Raw genomic sequence first — 13,426 nt, 5'->3', positions numbered from 1 at the left:
GTGCTTCCCCCCGCCGGGCGGATACCTGGCCGCCTCGGAGTACGTTCGGGGTACGGGGTGCGGCCCTGGCCACCAGGGCCGCGACGGGGGCCGCACCCCGACACCACGCGAGCGTCCTGCCGGATGCTGATGCGCGGAGCCAGGCTCCAATCCCTCGTGCGGGTGGAGCCGAGGCCGCTGGCGAACCGCCCCAGTTTTCACCGACGTCGCAGCGGTCATGAAGCCGATCGACGAGCAGCACATCGCGGAGCCCGGCCTGGTGGTCCTGGACATCACCGGCGGGGACGAGGACACCGTCCAGTCCGTCATGGCCGCGCTGGAGGGGCTCTGGGCAACCTCGGGAATCGGCCCGATGCGCCGGGACCCCGGCGAGCCCGGAGTACGGGCCCGGATCTACGCCGACGTCCTGCGCCCTGGACGGGAAGCCCCATAGCCATAGGCCCTCTGGGCAAGCCGCCCTCGCGGAGGGCTTGCCCAGGGGCGCGTCAGGCTTGCCCGGCTGCCGACTCCCACAACGGGCGGGCACGGCCGGTCCCGTCGCAGTGGAAGCACCGGCCGCCCCCGGGCGTGCTGCGGGCCCCGATGGTGTCGCCGGCCTGGCGCAGGAGCCGGGTGAGGCCGTGGACGTGGGCCGGGTGCAGGGCGAGTTCGTGGCGCTTGCCCACCATGACCTCCAGCGCGACTCCGGGCTCGGCGTAGCCCAGTTCCGCGGTGACGCCGTGGGTGACCGTGCGGATGAGGTCGTGGAGGTGGCCCATCGTCTCCATCCCGGACAGCTCCACCCGCGCGGTGAACAGGACGCCGTCCGGCTCGGTGAGGGACAACAGCGCCTCCGGCCGCTCGAACGGCACGAGGCGGCCGACCGGGTCACGGTGAGCCGCGTGAAGGCGCGCCAGAGCCAGCCACATGTCGCCCGCATCGCTCTGCCCGAGCACGGCCGGGATCTCTTGCTTGTTTCGTCTCATGACTCCGGTCTACGACCGGCGAGGAGGCGTCGGCCGGCTCCGGGCCTCCGCGTCCCAGACAGTGACGCCACGACCTCGGGAGCCGTCCCGCCACGTGATCCGGACACTGGGCAAGCCCTCCGAGCCGAGGGCTTGCCCAGCCAGGGCCGTGACCGATCGGCAGGCCAGCTGTGACCGATCCGCCTCCCGCGATCGGTCAACCAGCACGTCAGCGCCGTGACCGGTCCATGCAACCCCCAGCCGAGACGGTGACCGGTCATCGGTCACCCGTCATCGGTCAGCCAGCCCCTCGCCGGGAAGACCGGGGTGGCCGTGACCGATGCCGCCTGCCCGCAGTGCCTCCGGGCAGGGTAGGCAAGCCGCACTCGCGGGTGGCTTGCCCAGGCTCCCCTTGGGCTTGCCCAGCACCAGTCAGCGGCCGACCGCTTCGGGGTAGCGGGCGCGGCGCTGGTGCGGGTCGTCCACGCCGATCTCGTACCAGGGCTCGCCGCCCTGGAGCCGGGGCAGGGTGTTCGCCCACACCGCGATGGTGATGCCCTTCACGTCGGCGGTGAGCGCCTGGAGGCGGTTGTCGAGGAGGTGCTCGGCCTTGCCCGCCAGGACGACGTGCAGCCGCGGGAAGGTCTTGGAGCGGGTGTAGCGGTGGCGCTGCCAGAACGGGTACGTCCCGCCGATGGTGCCGCGGGCTCCTTCCCAGACGCGGTGCCCGGCGTAGCGCTTGTAGTCCCAGACCTCCTTCGCGAGGCGGGCCCGACTCATCGACCCGTTGTCGAGTTCGAAGAGGCGGACCTCGCTGGTCTTGGTCGGCACGGCGAGGACGGCGTCGGTGTTGAAGGACAGGCCGGTCTGCTTGATGGCGTGGTTGACCTCCACCTGCCAGTCGGTCAGGTACTCCCGGCGACCGCGCAGGACGGTGTCGGTGTAGGCGAGGATCGTGTCGGTCACCGCGAGACCGTGCGGGCCAAGCCCGGCTCGGACAGCCTTCGCTCCGGTGCCGGCCTTCGGGCGTGCCGGTAGTTCGTTGCCGTCGGCCAGAGCCTTCTGCCCTGCCGGGGTGAGGTTCCAGATCCGGTGCTTGCCGTCCTTGCCGTTCGTCTCCGCCAGCCCGAGCTTCTCCAGTTCCACCATCGCCCTGCGCACGTACGACCGGCCGTCCGACTCTTCCCCCGTGATCACCTGAGCCATCTGCCGAACCGTGGCTATCCGTACGCACCCCAGCATCCTCAGAGCATCGGCCTGTACCTTCCCTGCCGTTGGAGTGGACTTCTTCCCCTTCGCTGCTGTCTCAGGGTTAGGGAGAGAGGTGTCAGCGTGCCGGGGAGCCCCCTGACGGCTGGTGTGAGCTGCGGTGATGGGCACGACGTTGGAATCGTTCACGGCACTGGACGCGACACCGGCTTCCGGACCGTCTGCGGGGCTCTCGGCACCCCTTGACCAGGTCTGGCCCGGCTCCGGCTCGGGCTGCCGGGCGCTGCTGGCGTACGTCATCGTTCAGGCTCCTCACGCGGGCGGGCGTGGGACTCCGGGCAGCTAGATCCCTTTATCCCTTGGCCTCAGACGGCGGAATGCCGGAGGTCTCTGCCCGGCGCGGCCGTGATCGGCCCGGGGACGGTCCGCACCGTGCTGCCCGCCGCAGCGGCGGGCAGCACGGGCAGATGCAGAGCGCGGCTTCATCGGGTGATCGGCGTGGCGCCGGTGGCGGCGAGAGACGTCGACCAGAGCCGGGCGGCCTCGTCGGGATCGATGGCGTAGGCGCGGACGCCGCCGTCGTCCATGGGGGTGCCGGGGGCAGAGACGCGCGCGATGTCGCAGTCCTCCAGGTAGAGGCCGCCCCGGTTATCGAGGAGTGGGGAGGTGGCGGCCCACAGGCCGGTGGCGGCGCCCTGGGAGGGGGTCTTGAAGCCCTCGCCGATGACATTGCCGTGCTCGTCCACCCAGCCGCGGTCGATCTGTTCCTTCAAGGCCATCTCGCGCTGGAGGCCGGTGATGATTTTGCCGGGGTGAAGGGCGAAGGCCCGGACGCCGTCGCCTTGCCCGATGGCGTCTAGGTGCACGGCGAACAGGGCGTTGGCGGTCTTGGCCTGGCCGTAGGCCAGCCACTTGTCGTAGCCGGTACGGAAGTGCGGGTCGTGCCAGCGGATGCCGGTCAGGGTGTGTCCGGCGGAGCTGTTGACGACGACGCGCGCGCCGTCCGCGGCGGCCAGGAGGGGATAGAGCTCGCAGGCGAGGGTGAAGTGCCCGAAGTGGTTGGCGGTGAGCTGGCCTTCCCAGCCGGGCCCGACACGCCGCTCTGGGGTGGCCATGACGCCGGCGATGGCCATCAGGACATCGATCCGGTCGAGCCGGTCGCTCAGGCGCGCGGCGGCTGAGCGGACACTGGCGAGGTCGGCCAGGTCCATGGGGATGACCTCGCAGTTCTTCAACTCCTGCAGAGCGGCACGGGCAGCGTCGGGGCGACGGGCAGGAACGATGACCCGGGCTCCGGCGGCCGTCAGCGCCAGCGTGGTGGCCAGGCCGAGCCCGGAATAACCCCCTGTCACCACAGCCGTCTTTCGGGAGAGATCGTGGCTGGCCACGATGTCCTCGGCGGTGGTGGAGGCAGAGAAGGTCGAGCCGAGCGACTGCTGATCAGTGATGGTCATGCTGCGGACGCTACGATCTAGAGCGAGGTCTAGATCAAGCCAAGGGGTGAGCGGGATGACGACCAGCGAGGCTGCCGCGCAGTCGCTGAGCATCGGCGAGGTGGCCGAGCGCACCGGACTGAGCGTGCACGCGCTGCGCTTCTACGAGCGCGAGGGCCTGCTCGTCGGACCCGTCCAGCGCACATCGGGCGGCCGACGGCGCTACACCCCCGTCGACGTCGAATGGCTGCTGATCTGCGTCAAACTCCGCGAATCCGGCATGCCGCTCGCCGACCTCAAGCACTTCGCCGAACTGGTACGCCACGGACCGGGCAACGAAGCGGAACGCCTGCACCTGCTCGACACCCATCGACAGCGCGTCGACGCACAGATCCAGGCGCTGGAGGAGTGCCGATCCGTCATCACCTGGAAGGTCGCCGTCTACGCCCAGCACCTCGCCCGCGGTGCAGCCGACGGACTCTGGGCCCCGACTACCTGAAGCCACCTCCTCGGGTGCGGTGCGCCAGCCATAGAGCGACGAGCCCCGGCACACCGCAGCTGCACGGATATGCCCTGCCGGGAGCGTCAACAACGTCATGACCCGCAACAGCTATCGATCTGCCTAGAACGCCAGGAACAGCAGGCAGATGACACCGAGTCCGATCCCAAGGACGGCGAGGACGGGCAGCATGGGGGGCCGTGGGTGCTCCGGAGCGACGGGTTGGGCCGTGTACCACTGGCCCTGGCGCTCCGCCGGTCTGCTCGCCTTCGTCTTCGGCTGCGCGCGCAGCAGGCGGTCGGACGAGAGGGGGGTGTCGCCATACGTCGGGCGTGGCCGGCCGTCGGGCAGCCCGGTGATCGGGGCTGTGCCCGGCTCCGGCAGGCCGGGCACCGCCGCCGGCCACGGCAGCGGTGGCAGCTGCCGCTGCGGCCAGCCCTGTGGCTGGTGTCCGACGGAACGGGGGTCCCAGGGCTGAGCCGGATCGTCCTCCAGCCAGGAGGTGGGCGCCGGGTCCCACTCGCCGTTGCCGCCGCGCAGGAGCAGCGCGCCGTTCCCGCGACGGCGCCAGCGCCGGTCGTGCACGTCGGTGAAGTCCACGTGGATGTCCGCGAAGGCGGGCCTGGTCCCGTCCGGCAGCCCCGGCACCGGAGCCACCAGGATCCCGGCCCGGGGGTCGTACGGCGCGAGGTCCGACGGGACGGACAGGCCCAGGCCTAGGCCACCCGGGGTGATGTCGGTCCCCCGCCAGTAAACCCGGACGTCCGTCACGGGGAACCGGCCCCGGTAGCCGACCCGCACCGCGTTGCGCTCCGCCTCGACGGTGAAGTGCCGGGCGTGGGCGAGGAGGAGCCGACGCTCCCGGGCCCGGTCGGCGTTCTCCTCCTGCGCGACCCGCTGCTGGCCGGCCTCGACGGCGCGGCGCTCCGCCGCCTGGGCCCGCCGCTCGGCCGCCTCCGCGAGGCGCTGGGCCCGTTCGGCGTCCTCGGTCTGCCGCTGGAGCTGTGCCGCCTGCAGGCGGAGCAGCGCAGCCTGGCTGCGGTAGCCCGCGACACCGATTCCGACACCCGCCAGGGTGCTGACCGCCCCCACCACCGCGACGATCGTCTCGATCACCCTGACCTCCTCGTCTCCTCCGTCGGCGAACAGCTTGCCCGTCCACCGACAGGTTTGTCCGACGAATCGGGTCACCCGTAAGCCGTCGGGAGACCGCGGTGTCAGGCCGTCATCGACCCGAATCCGGGACGGCCGGCAGCCCTCGACGCCCCGCACGACACCGGCACTCGCGGCACCGTCGGGCGTCCGCCGAACGGGATCTCGCGCGTGGCTACTCCAGCGTGCCCTCGCAGCACAGCGGCAGCTCCCCCGCCGAGGGGCCGGCCAGGGCGGTGAAGGTGCCCGGGTCGGCTCGGGAACGACGTACTCCTCGACCAACGCGCGGCCGTCGGCGCGGAGGCGCGGTCGAGGGCCTCACGGGTGTCGGTCATGGGCGAAAGTGAAGCAGAACGGCCGGTCACCATGCAGCGGATCTTGACGGCATCACCCCTCACGGACCCCGACTACAGCCCGGTCGCCCAACACTCCGAGGGCGTTACAACGAGCGGCTTGACCTACTCTTCGGCCCCATGACCCTCGGCGAGAACAAGCAGGTCACTGTCCTTGGACGGTTCTGTGACCGTGTGTCCGAGCTGCACCAGCAAGCCCGAGACCACCGCCTGCACGATGGCCTTCATGCTGTCACCCGAAGCTCCGGGCTGGGCAGCAGCCAGCAAAGCGAACCCATATCGGGGCGTCAGATGACCGGGGGTCGGCCCAGCCTGGTCATCCGCCACACGGTCCGCCACCGCATGGGCCGCCTCGGCGGGCACGGCACTCGTACGCCTTCGAAGAAGCCAGCCCACCAGGAGGCCAGGCCCGACAGCGGGGGTCGCTGCGCGAGCGTGTACGCGGCCCACGTCGCGAGGTAGACCGGGACCAGGACGGCGGGCAGGTGCCGCTTGGCCAGCCAGACCCGGTTCCGGCCGGTGTTGCGGTAGTACACCGCGTGTCGGGACGCCTCGGTGCGCGGGTGCTGGAGCACCATGTCCGCCCGGTAGTCGATCTCCCAGCCGGCGTCCAGCGCCCGCCAGGCGAAGTCGGTCTCCTCGTGGGCGTAGAAGAACTGGGTGGGGAAGTCGCCTACCTGGTCGATCACGGTCATGCGGATGGCGTGGCCGCCGCCTAGGAACGTGGTCACCGGCCCGGATACCAGCGGGTTCTTGCCACCCAGACGGGGGATGTGCCTGCGCTGGCTCTCCCCGGTCTCGTCCGCGATGCGGAAGCCCGCGATGCCCAAGCGTGGCCTGCTGGCGAACGCTTCGCGGATCAGGCGGAAGGTGTCGGTGCGGGGCAACAGGCCGTCGTCGTCCAGGACCACGACGACGTCCACGCCGCCGCGCTCGCGCAGCCAGGCCACGCCGGCGTTCCGCCCGCCGGGGATCCCCAGGTTCTCCGCCAGCTCCACGCCGTCCACGCCGTCCGGGAGGGGCGGGAGCTTCACACCCTGGCCGAGGACCACGACGGTCGCCGGATCGCCTTCCTGAGCGGCCACCGAGGCCAGCAGGGCCCCCAGTTCTGCGGGCCGGTCGCCCATGGTCAGGACCACAACCCCGATCTTCGGCATTCTGGTGTTCGTTCCTTTCACGCCTGGTTGGTGAGCAGTTCGGTGGCGCGCTGGTTCAGGCTCGCCGCGCCTGCCACACCGCGCTGGCGGTACCGGGCGGCCGCCGCCTGGATTTCCCTGACTGCCTGCCGGTTGCGGTCGGAGACCACACCGCCCATGAAGTCCAGGGACCTGGTCCACAGGCCCACGGCTTCCTCGTGCCGGTTCTGCCCGGCCACCGATCGCCCGAGGTTGGCCATGGTCAGCCCGTGCTTGAGCTGGTACGTGCCCGGGGTTCGGCCTGCCAGGGCCCGGCGGTAGTGCCGTTCGGCGGCGGTGTGGTCCTTCATCGCGGTCAGGGTCTTGCCCATGTGCGAGGCGACCGTGGCCGCCACCGGCCCTGAGGCGGCGGCGTAGGCGGTGACCGGGTCCCGGGTGTCCGTCACGGCGTCCTCGGCGGCCAGAAGCGCCCGTGCGGCCTTGGCGCTCTGGCCGCCGGCCCCGTACGCCCTGGCGCACGTCACCAACAGCAGGGCCTCGGTCTGCCGGTCGACCTTCCCCACGGCCCTGCCCAGGGCCGCCTCTGCAAGCTCGGGACATGAGCCGGGGTGGCCCAGGTCGAGGGCTTGATGGGTCAGTGCCCGCATCATCCACGCTGCGTGGCCGTTCGGGTCGGCCTCACAGGCGAGCTGGTAGCCCAGCAGGTAGTACCGCTGGGCGGCGCCCTCCCGGCCGAGGTCGTGGTGTTTCCAGCCGACCAGGCAAGCCAGCTGGGCCGCAGCCCCGAACGCCTCGGACCGGACCGTGGCGGAGGGGAACCGGGCGGTCAGCATCGGTGCGACGGTGTCGGTCAGAAGGCGGTGACGGTGGTCAGGCCGTGGCCGCCGCCCATGCGTTCGTCCACGCTGCGGAACATCTCGGTCAGCTGCCGGACCGTGGTCACCTCGGTGGGGCCGACGCTGCCGCCGGTCTCGGCCGCTCGGAGCGTCGCGGCGACCGCTTCGTGGTCGTAGGCCAGCGGCAGACCGACGGCGGCGGCGGTGAACGCGGCGCCGAGGAAGTCGCGGCGACGTTGCATGACGGATCTCCCGAGATCGGCGATGGCGGCCAGTGGATCTGCTTCCATGGCCCCGCCGCCTTCGCAGCCTAGACCGATCTCGGCAACCGTCACCCGTCGCTTGGTCCGTCTCGTCAGAGCCTCGGCGATGTAGAACGGCGTCTGGCCGGACGGTGTACCCCCGGCGACCCAGTAGGCGACGGCCGACGGCCCGGTACTCAATCGCTGGCCGGCCTCGGCCGCCACAGAGCGGATCTCCCTGGCCAGCGCGTAGTACGTGGCCCCGGACTCGGTGATCACGTCCGCTAACGCGCTGTTCGGCGTCCGGTCTCCTGCCAACGTCGGCCCCCTCGCAAGCGATCTTGAACGGGTTGAACGGGTTCCCTCCGTCTCCACCGTACTCAGCTTTGACCCAGGCGAGTTCACTGTTCATCACGCCGCCCGGGGCCGTTTCACCGCTCCTTCCGATGGAGCCCACCCCTGCCCCGGGCGGTGCCTGCCGGGTGGCGGGGAGGCGGTCCCAAGCCGGCCCGGTCGCAACCTCCCCGCTCCCCTATGCCATCCCGCCGAGTCCGAGGAGAAACCGCCGTGCCGCTGACCGACGCTGACCTGTCCGCCGCCCTCGCCGGCTCAACCGTGGTGGTCACCGGGGGCGGGGGCCTGGTCGGCTCCCGCATCACCGTCCGCCTTCGCGCAGCGGGGGCCCGCGTGATCGCCGTGGGCAAGCTCGACGCTTACCCCGCCACCGTCTACAGCGACCTGTTCGGTGTGCGCACCACCGACCGCGACACCATCGTGGGCGACATCGCCGACGCGACCCTGATGGACCACGTCGTCCGGGAAGCCGACTACGTCATCCATGCCGCCGCCGTCGCCGACGTGGCCGCCTGCACCCGAAACCCCATGGCCGCGATCCAGACCAACGTCACCGGAACCCAGGTCCTCCTGGACGCCGTCAGCCGCTGCAACGCGCGCGTGCACCGCTTCGTGTTCGTCTCCTCGGCGGCCGTCTACGGCAACGGCGACCCCAAGCGCCGCAACGTGCAGACCTGGCACGAGGACCAGCCCCTGGCCCCGCTCTCCGTCTACGCGAACACGAAGGCGTGGGGCGAGGCACAGACCGCGCTGGTGCTGGGCAAGGCCAACGTCTCCCACACCTCGGTCCGGTACTTCTCCGTCTACGGCGAGCCCCAGACCGTCAAGGAGGGCTCGCACTCCTGGGTGGTCGCCTGGATGGCGATGCGCGCGAAGCTCGGCCTTCCCCTGCACCTGAACGGCGGCGGCCGGCAGGTCCGCGACTTCGTCCACGTCGAAGACATCGCCGACGCCACCATCATGGCCATGCTCGCCCCCGGCGCCGACCGGCAGACCCTGAACGTCGGCACCGGCCAGGCCACCTCCATCGCGGACGTGGCCCAGCTCATCCGCAACCACTACCGCGATGCCGAGTTCCAGGACCGGCCGCTGCCTGAGGGTGACCCGCTCGGCGGGACGGCCGGCACGGCCCGCATGACCGCCGCCCTGGAGTGGGAGCCCCGGATCACGGTGGCCGAAGGCGTGGCCCGCTACGTCGCCTGGCTCGACAACACCCCCGCGGCCCTACCTGACTTCCTGCGCCGTGACGCCGCCGAAGCCGCGTGAACCTCCCGACCCGACGACGCCCAGGAGCAAGCAGGTGCCCGAGACCATCCGTATCGGTGACTACGTCCGCAGCCCTTCAGCGTCCGGCCTGGACGCCACCGGCTACGCGAAGATCAGCGAGTTCGAGCTGTCCGACTTCCTCACCCGCTGGGACAGCCTCCACGACGACGCCCTTCAGGTTGTGCCCGAGCGGATCCACCCCACCGCACGGATCCACCCCACCGCGATCATCGGCGAAGACGTGATCATCGGCTCCGGTGTCCGTGTTCACGAATTCTCGACGGTCCGCAAGCGCTCCGTCCTCGCCGCCGGCGTCTCGGTCGGCTTCGGATGCGAGGTCACCCACTCCTTCGTCGGGGAGAACGCCGTTCTCGGCCACCAGGTGGGCATCGGCCATTCCATCATCGGGGCCGACGCCCACCTGTCCGCGAACCTCGTCATCGCGGCGATCAGCCTGTGGAACTACGACATGCGCGTACCCGTCAAGGAGATCGTCCTTCACGGTTCCGGCGACGAACCGCCCTACCGGTGCACCACGTCCCAGTTCGGAAGCCTGATCGGCGACCAGGTCCAGACCGGCAGCATGATCACCCTCGGCCCCGGCATCGCCGTGGGCCGCCACTCGGCCATTGCGGCCAGCGTCTGCATGGGCAGCACCGTCGTCCCTGCCGCCAGCGTAGTGCGGTCTTCCTCACCCGAGGTAGTCATCGAACCCCGCCGCATCTGACCGCCCCGGCAGAACTCCGCAAGCGGGCAGCCCGCATGGCCAGGCTGACCCGCAGCGGTGGACAGCTCCACGCCTGTAGCCTGTGCCGGGCTCTGCGTTGCGCGTTCAGCGCGGAGCAGCGTAGCCGTGGCGGCTGGCGCTCCTGTTCGGGAGTCCGATCCGTAGGGGCGCCTGTCACACCTCGACGGCGGGTGCCGTGCGGCTCTGGGGCAATGGCGGCCGGCCTTCTTCCTCGATCACGCTCATCAGGCGTTGCAGCTCTCCCATCGCCCGTACGCGTGAACGCAGGCGCCATCGGCTGCCGAAGAACAGGGTGTGGAAGTGCTCCGTGATCTCCAGGAGGTGCCGCAGCCTCGTCTCCTCGGTCCGGTCGGAGATCCAGACCATGCGGGCGGTCCCGCAGTAGCGCATCCACAGGACTCCGATGGGACCGCGGAAGGTGAAGATGAACTCCTGCGCGCGGTCGGTGAAGTGACGGGTCGCCTCACCGACCTGCCGATGCCACCTGTCACGCTCCTCGGCGAGGGCGGCTCGGAGGGTGTCGGTGACGCCGTCGGGAACCTGAACCTCCCGCAGCATGATCACGGCGGTCAGGATGGACAAGGCGTTGGTTGTGATCTTCCTCCGCTTGCCCTCGGTGTCGATAACCGTGCAGTGATGCTCGGCTTTGCCCGCGTCCGTTCCGGCCCAGAGTTCGGGCACGCTCACCTCCGAAGTTCCGGTACTGGTCCCAGCAGACGACCTCGCCAGCGTGTCCTTACCAAGCGATCTCCGCGCGCATCCCAATCAGTGGCCGAGTCGTCGCGGGGCACCGGGCGGCCAATCAGTAGAAGCCACACGTGCGGCATGAGCTTGACAGCCACACCCAGTGCCCCAGGGCCTTCCGATCCTACGAGTGAGCGGAATCGACCCACCAACAACGTAAGGAGCTTGTTCTTTATCTTCCAGCCCGCCCAAGCGCATGAGAAGTGCCCCTAACCTGCACCTCTCAGCCTGCTGCTGAACCCGGGTGAGATGCTTCAGCTCATGATTGAGCCGCCTCTGATCGGCATCACGCCGGTGATTCCACCTGTTGCCACCTCGTGGCAGCGCATCGACACATGGCTGGCCCGGCATGCGCCCGCTCGACTCGCAGAGCTTGCTCCTCCGGCTTCGCCACATGCCGTCGACCAGCTCGAAGTCGCGTTGGGCGTACGTCTTCCCAACGACCTGCGCGCGTCCCTGCTGTGTCACGACGGGGATTCGTCCTATCTCGGCATATTGCCGTGCGGCCCGCTGTACTCCACGGATGCAATCGCCGACGTGAGACAGAGGCGCATGAAGATCTGGGAGGGCGAGGACGACCCAGACGAGCAGGAGGCTCCGTGGTGGGGAACGCAGTGGGTCCCCTTCGCCGGCGGCGATGGCGACGAGCACTTCATCGACGCGGGCCCGGGGTTGTGGCATGACCATCTCGGTCGTGCCCCGCACGCCGACTATGCCTACTTCCTGGGGTGGCCGAGCCTTGGAACCTGGCTCCACGAGGTGGCCGAGGCCATGGAACACCACGATCGGACCGACTGGCTTGACTCCGTCGCCCATCCCTCCGTAGACGAGGACGGAGAGATCGCCTGGTGAGCGTTGTCGAGTCCGGTGGGTCGTACTCGCATTGGCATGTTTGGATCGATGTGGCATCCGGCATCGAACGACGTCTCGCACTAGGTCGCTCACCTGGGCATTCGCCGGACATGGGGGCGGCCTTCGTCTGATCCTGTGCTCCGACCAAGGTGCACATGACCACGACGAAGGCCGTGAGGGTGAGTCTGCTGCCAGATGCTGTCCGGAGGGAAGCGTTCGCGGAAGCGTCACGCTTCCGGGGAGAGTTCTACGAGTGTCTGACCGCTCGGCGCGACGAGTTGTTCGAGCTGGCAGACGCGGTGCTGTGTGCGGACGGTGCGGTGAAGTCCCCGGTGGACTTGACGCTGTTGCCCGAGCACCGGCGTGGGCACGGAGCGATGTACGGCGGCTTGAACCAGGGCCGGATCGACTTCGGCCGGCTGCGGGCGGTGCTGGCCGGGCTGTCGCTGCCGCGTTTCGACGGCGGGCGCCTGGTCCTGGCGGTCGATGTGTCGCCGTGGCTTCGCTCCGACGCACCGTGCTCGGCCGATCGGCTGTTCTGCCATGTCTACGGCCGCGCGAAGACGGCCTCGCAGTTCATTCCGGGCTGGCCCTACTCCTTCGTCGCCGTCCTGGAGCCGGGTGCCACGTCCTGGACCGCGATCCTGGACGTGGTGCGGCTCGGCCCTGCGGACGACGCGACCGCGATCACCGCCGCCCAGTTAGGGGTGTCGTCGAGAGGCTCATCGCCGCGGGCCAGTGGCAGACCGGGGACCCGCATATCGTGATCGTCAGCGACGCCGGCTACGACGTCACCCGCCTGGCATGGGTCCTGCGTGACCTGCCAGTCGAGCTGGTCGGCCGGGTCCGCTCCGACCGCGTGATGCGTCTGCCGAAACAACCGCGGATGCACGGCGTCAACGGCCGGCCGCCCAAGCACGGCCCGGAATTCCGCTTCACCAAGCCGGAGACCTGGCCCGAACCCGCGATCACCACGATCACGGACACCACCAACTACGGCAAGGCCGAAACCCAGGCGTGGGACCGGGTCCACCCAAGGCTCACCCACCGCTCCTCCTGGCTCGACCACGACGGTGAACTTCCCTTGGTCGAGGGGACGTTGATGCGCTTGAAGGTCGAGCATCTATCGAAGGACCGGGATGCCCCGCCGGTGTGGTTATGGTCCTCGAAGACCGGCGCCACCCCGGACGATGTGGACCGCTTCTGGCAGGCATTTCTCCGCCGCTTTGATCTGGAGCACACCTTCCGCTTCGCGAAGCAGACCCTCGGATGGACCACCCCGAAACTCCGTACTCCCGAGGCGGCGGACCGCTGGACCTGGATCCTGATCGTCGCTCACACCCAGCTCCGGCTCGCCCGGCCGCTCGCCGCGGACCTCCGTCGGCCCTGGGAGAAACCCACCACCTCCGACCGGCTCACTCCGGCCCGGGTCCGCCGGGGGTTCAGGAACATCCGCGCTCACCTCGCCTGCCCGGCCCGTGTTCCCAAACCCCGAGGCGCTGGCCCCGGACGGCCACCCGGCGCCAAGAACAAACACCGGGCACCCCGCTACGACGTCGGCAAGACCGTCAAACGCCCCGAGACCCTCAAGGCCATCGGCAAGCCAGGAAGATCTTGGTAGATAAAGAACAAGCTAAGAGGTCGTTTCGTCCCGTTGT

At 70.0% G+C, this 13,426-nt stretch carries 12 protein-coding genes and 2 pseudogenes; 6 read left to right on the top strand and 8 right to left on the bottom strand.

The window, feature by feature from the left end:
- The first annotated feature begins 217 nt into the window (after nt 1–217).
- A complete protein-coding gene (locus AMK16_RS33165) occupies nt 218–433 on the top strand; it encodes a DUF6207 family protein (protein ID WP_073921058.1) in 216 nt (71 codons plus the stop codon).
- Between the two features lie 52 nt (nt 434–485).
- On the opposite strand, the gene AMK16_RS33160 is transcribed toward AMK16_RS33165, so the two are convergent.
- From AMK16_RS33160 to AMK16_RS33150, 3 genes are all read right to left on the bottom strand, one after another.
- Nucleotides 486–965 (bottom strand): hypothetical protein, encoded by a 480-nt coding sequence (locus tag AMK16_RS33160; protein WP_073921057.1) that lies wholly within the window; start codon nt 963–965, stop codon nt 486–488.
- 411 nt (nt 966–1,376) lie between these two features.
- Nucleotides 1,377–2,186, bottom strand: coding sequence for a replication-relaxation family protein (locus AMK16_RS33155; RefSeq protein ID WP_073921056.1), 810 nt, complete (start codon nt 2,184–2,186; stop codon nt 1,377–1,379).
- Nucleotides 2,187–2,635: 449 nt separating this feature from the next.
- On the bottom strand, nt 2,636–3,607 hold the full coding sequence (locus AMK16_RS33150; RefSeq protein ID WP_073921055.1) for an oxidoreductase: 972 nt from the start codon (nt 3,605–3,607) through the stop codon (nt 2,636–2,638).
- Nucleotides 3,608–3,662: 55 nt separating this feature from the next.
- On the opposite strand from AMK16_RS33150, the gene AMK16_RS33145 reads away from it, so the two are divergent.
- Nucleotides 3,663–4,085, top strand: coding sequence for a MerR family transcriptional regulator (locus AMK16_RS33145; protein ID WP_107417313.1), 423 nt, complete (start codon nt 3,663–3,665; stop codon nt 4,083–4,085).
- Nucleotides 4,086–4,208: 123 nt separating this feature from the next.
- On the opposite strand, the gene AMK16_RS33140 is transcribed toward AMK16_RS33145, so the two are convergent.
- From AMK16_RS33140 to AMK16_RS33130, 4 genes and pseudogenes are all read right to left on the bottom strand, one after another.
- Nucleotides 4,209–5,201: a hypothetical protein gene (locus tag AMK16_RS33140; protein ID WP_073921053.1), complete on the bottom strand. Its 993-nt coding sequence runs from the start codon at nt 5,199–5,201 to the stop codon at nt 4,209–4,211.
- A 494-nt stretch (nt 5,202–5,695) separates the two neighbouring features.
- The gene (locus AMK16_RS38240) at nt 5,696–5,818 is read right to left on the bottom strand and encodes a hypothetical protein (protein WP_274535400.1); all 123 of its coding nucleotides are present in this window, start codon (nt 5,816–5,818) and stop codon (nt 5,696–5,698) included.
- A gap of 59 nt (nt 5,819–5,877) precedes the next feature.
- On the bottom strand, nt 5,878–6,747 hold the full coding sequence (locus tag AMK16_RS33135) for a glycosyltransferase family 2 protein (RefSeq protein WP_073921052.1): 870 nt from the start codon (nt 6,745–6,747) through the stop codon (nt 5,878–5,880).
- A 17-nt stretch (nt 6,748–6,764) separates the two neighbouring features.
- Nucleotides 6,765–8,122: pseudogene (locus tag AMK16_RS33130) on the bottom strand (tetratricopeptide repeat protein).
- Between the two features lie 249 nt (nt 8,123–8,371).
- On the opposite strand from AMK16_RS33130, the gene AMK16_RS33125 reads away from it, so the two are divergent.
- Entirely contained in the window at nt 8,372–9,424 is a 1,053-nt protein-coding gene (locus AMK16_RS33125; RefSeq protein WP_079191898.1) for an NAD-dependent epimerase/dehydratase family protein, read from the top strand.
- A 34-nt stretch (nt 9,425–9,458) separates the two neighbouring features.
- Nucleotides 9,459–10,151, top strand: coding sequence for a transferase (locus AMK16_RS33120; RefSeq protein WP_073921050.1), 693 nt, complete (start codon nt 9,459–9,461; stop codon nt 10,149–10,151).
- 174 nt (nt 10,152–10,325) lie between these two features.
- On the opposite strand, the gene AMK16_RS33115 is transcribed toward AMK16_RS33120, so the two are convergent.
- Complete coding sequence (locus AMK16_RS33115) at nt 10,326–10,853, bottom strand: hypothetical protein (RefSeq protein ID WP_143196927.1); 528 nt, start codon at nt 10,851–10,853, stop codon at nt 10,326–10,328.
- 324 nt (nt 10,854–11,177) lie between these two features.
- Here AMK16_RS33115 and AMK16_RS33110 point away from each other — a divergent pair, with 324 nt between their 5' ends.
- Complete coding sequence (locus tag AMK16_RS33110; RefSeq protein ID WP_073921086.1) at nt 11,178–11,768, top strand: SMI1/KNR4 family protein; 591 nt, start codon at nt 11,178–11,180, stop codon at nt 11,766–11,768.
- A gap of 155 nt (nt 11,769–11,923) precedes the next feature.
- Nucleotides 11,924–13,389 (top strand): annotated as a pseudogene (locus AMK16_RS33105) (NF041680 family putative transposase).
- Nucleotides 13,390–13,426 lie beyond the last annotated feature (37 nt).

Origin of the sequence: Streptomyces sp. CB00455, from assembly GCF_001905445.1 — a bacterium.
GTDB lineage: Bacteria > Actinomycetota > Actinomycetes > Streptomycetales > Streptomycetaceae > Streptomyces.
The sequence above is the reverse complement of the archived record's forward strand: the minus strand, read 5'-3'. Positions and strand labels throughout refer to the sequence as shown.

Coding starts and splice junctions, on each gene's coding strand:
- AMK16_RS33135 (WP_073921052.1), bottom strand. CDS start 6,747: ATGCCGAAGATCGGGGTTGTGGTCCTGACCATGGGCGACCGGCCCGCA.
- AMK16_RS33155 (WP_073921056.1), bottom strand. CDS start 2,186: ATGCTGGGGTGCGTACGGATAGCCACGGTTCGGCAGATGGCTCAGGTG.
- AMK16_RS33165 (WP_073921058.1), top strand. CDS start 218: ATGAAGCCGATCGACGAGCAGCACATCGCGGAGCCCGGCCTGGTGGTC.
- AMK16_RS33160 (WP_073921057.1), bottom strand. CDS start 965: ATGAGACGAAACAAGCAAGAGATCCCGGCCGTGCTCGGGCAGAGCGAT.
- AMK16_RS38240 (WP_274535400.1), bottom strand. CDS start 5,818: ATGAAGGCCATCGTGCAGGCGGTGGTCTCGGGCTTGCTGGTGCAGCTC.
- AMK16_RS33145 (WP_107417313.1), top strand. CDS start 3,663: ATGACGACCAGCGAGGCTGCCGCGCAGTCGCTGAGCATCGGCGAGGTG.
- AMK16_RS33150 (WP_073921055.1), bottom strand. CDS start 3,607: ATGACCATCACTGATCAGCAGTCGCTCGGCTCGACCTTCTCTGCCTCC.
- AMK16_RS33110 (WP_073921086.1), top strand. CDS start 11,178: ATGATTGAGCCGCCTCTGATCGGCATCACGCCGGTGATTCCACCTGTT.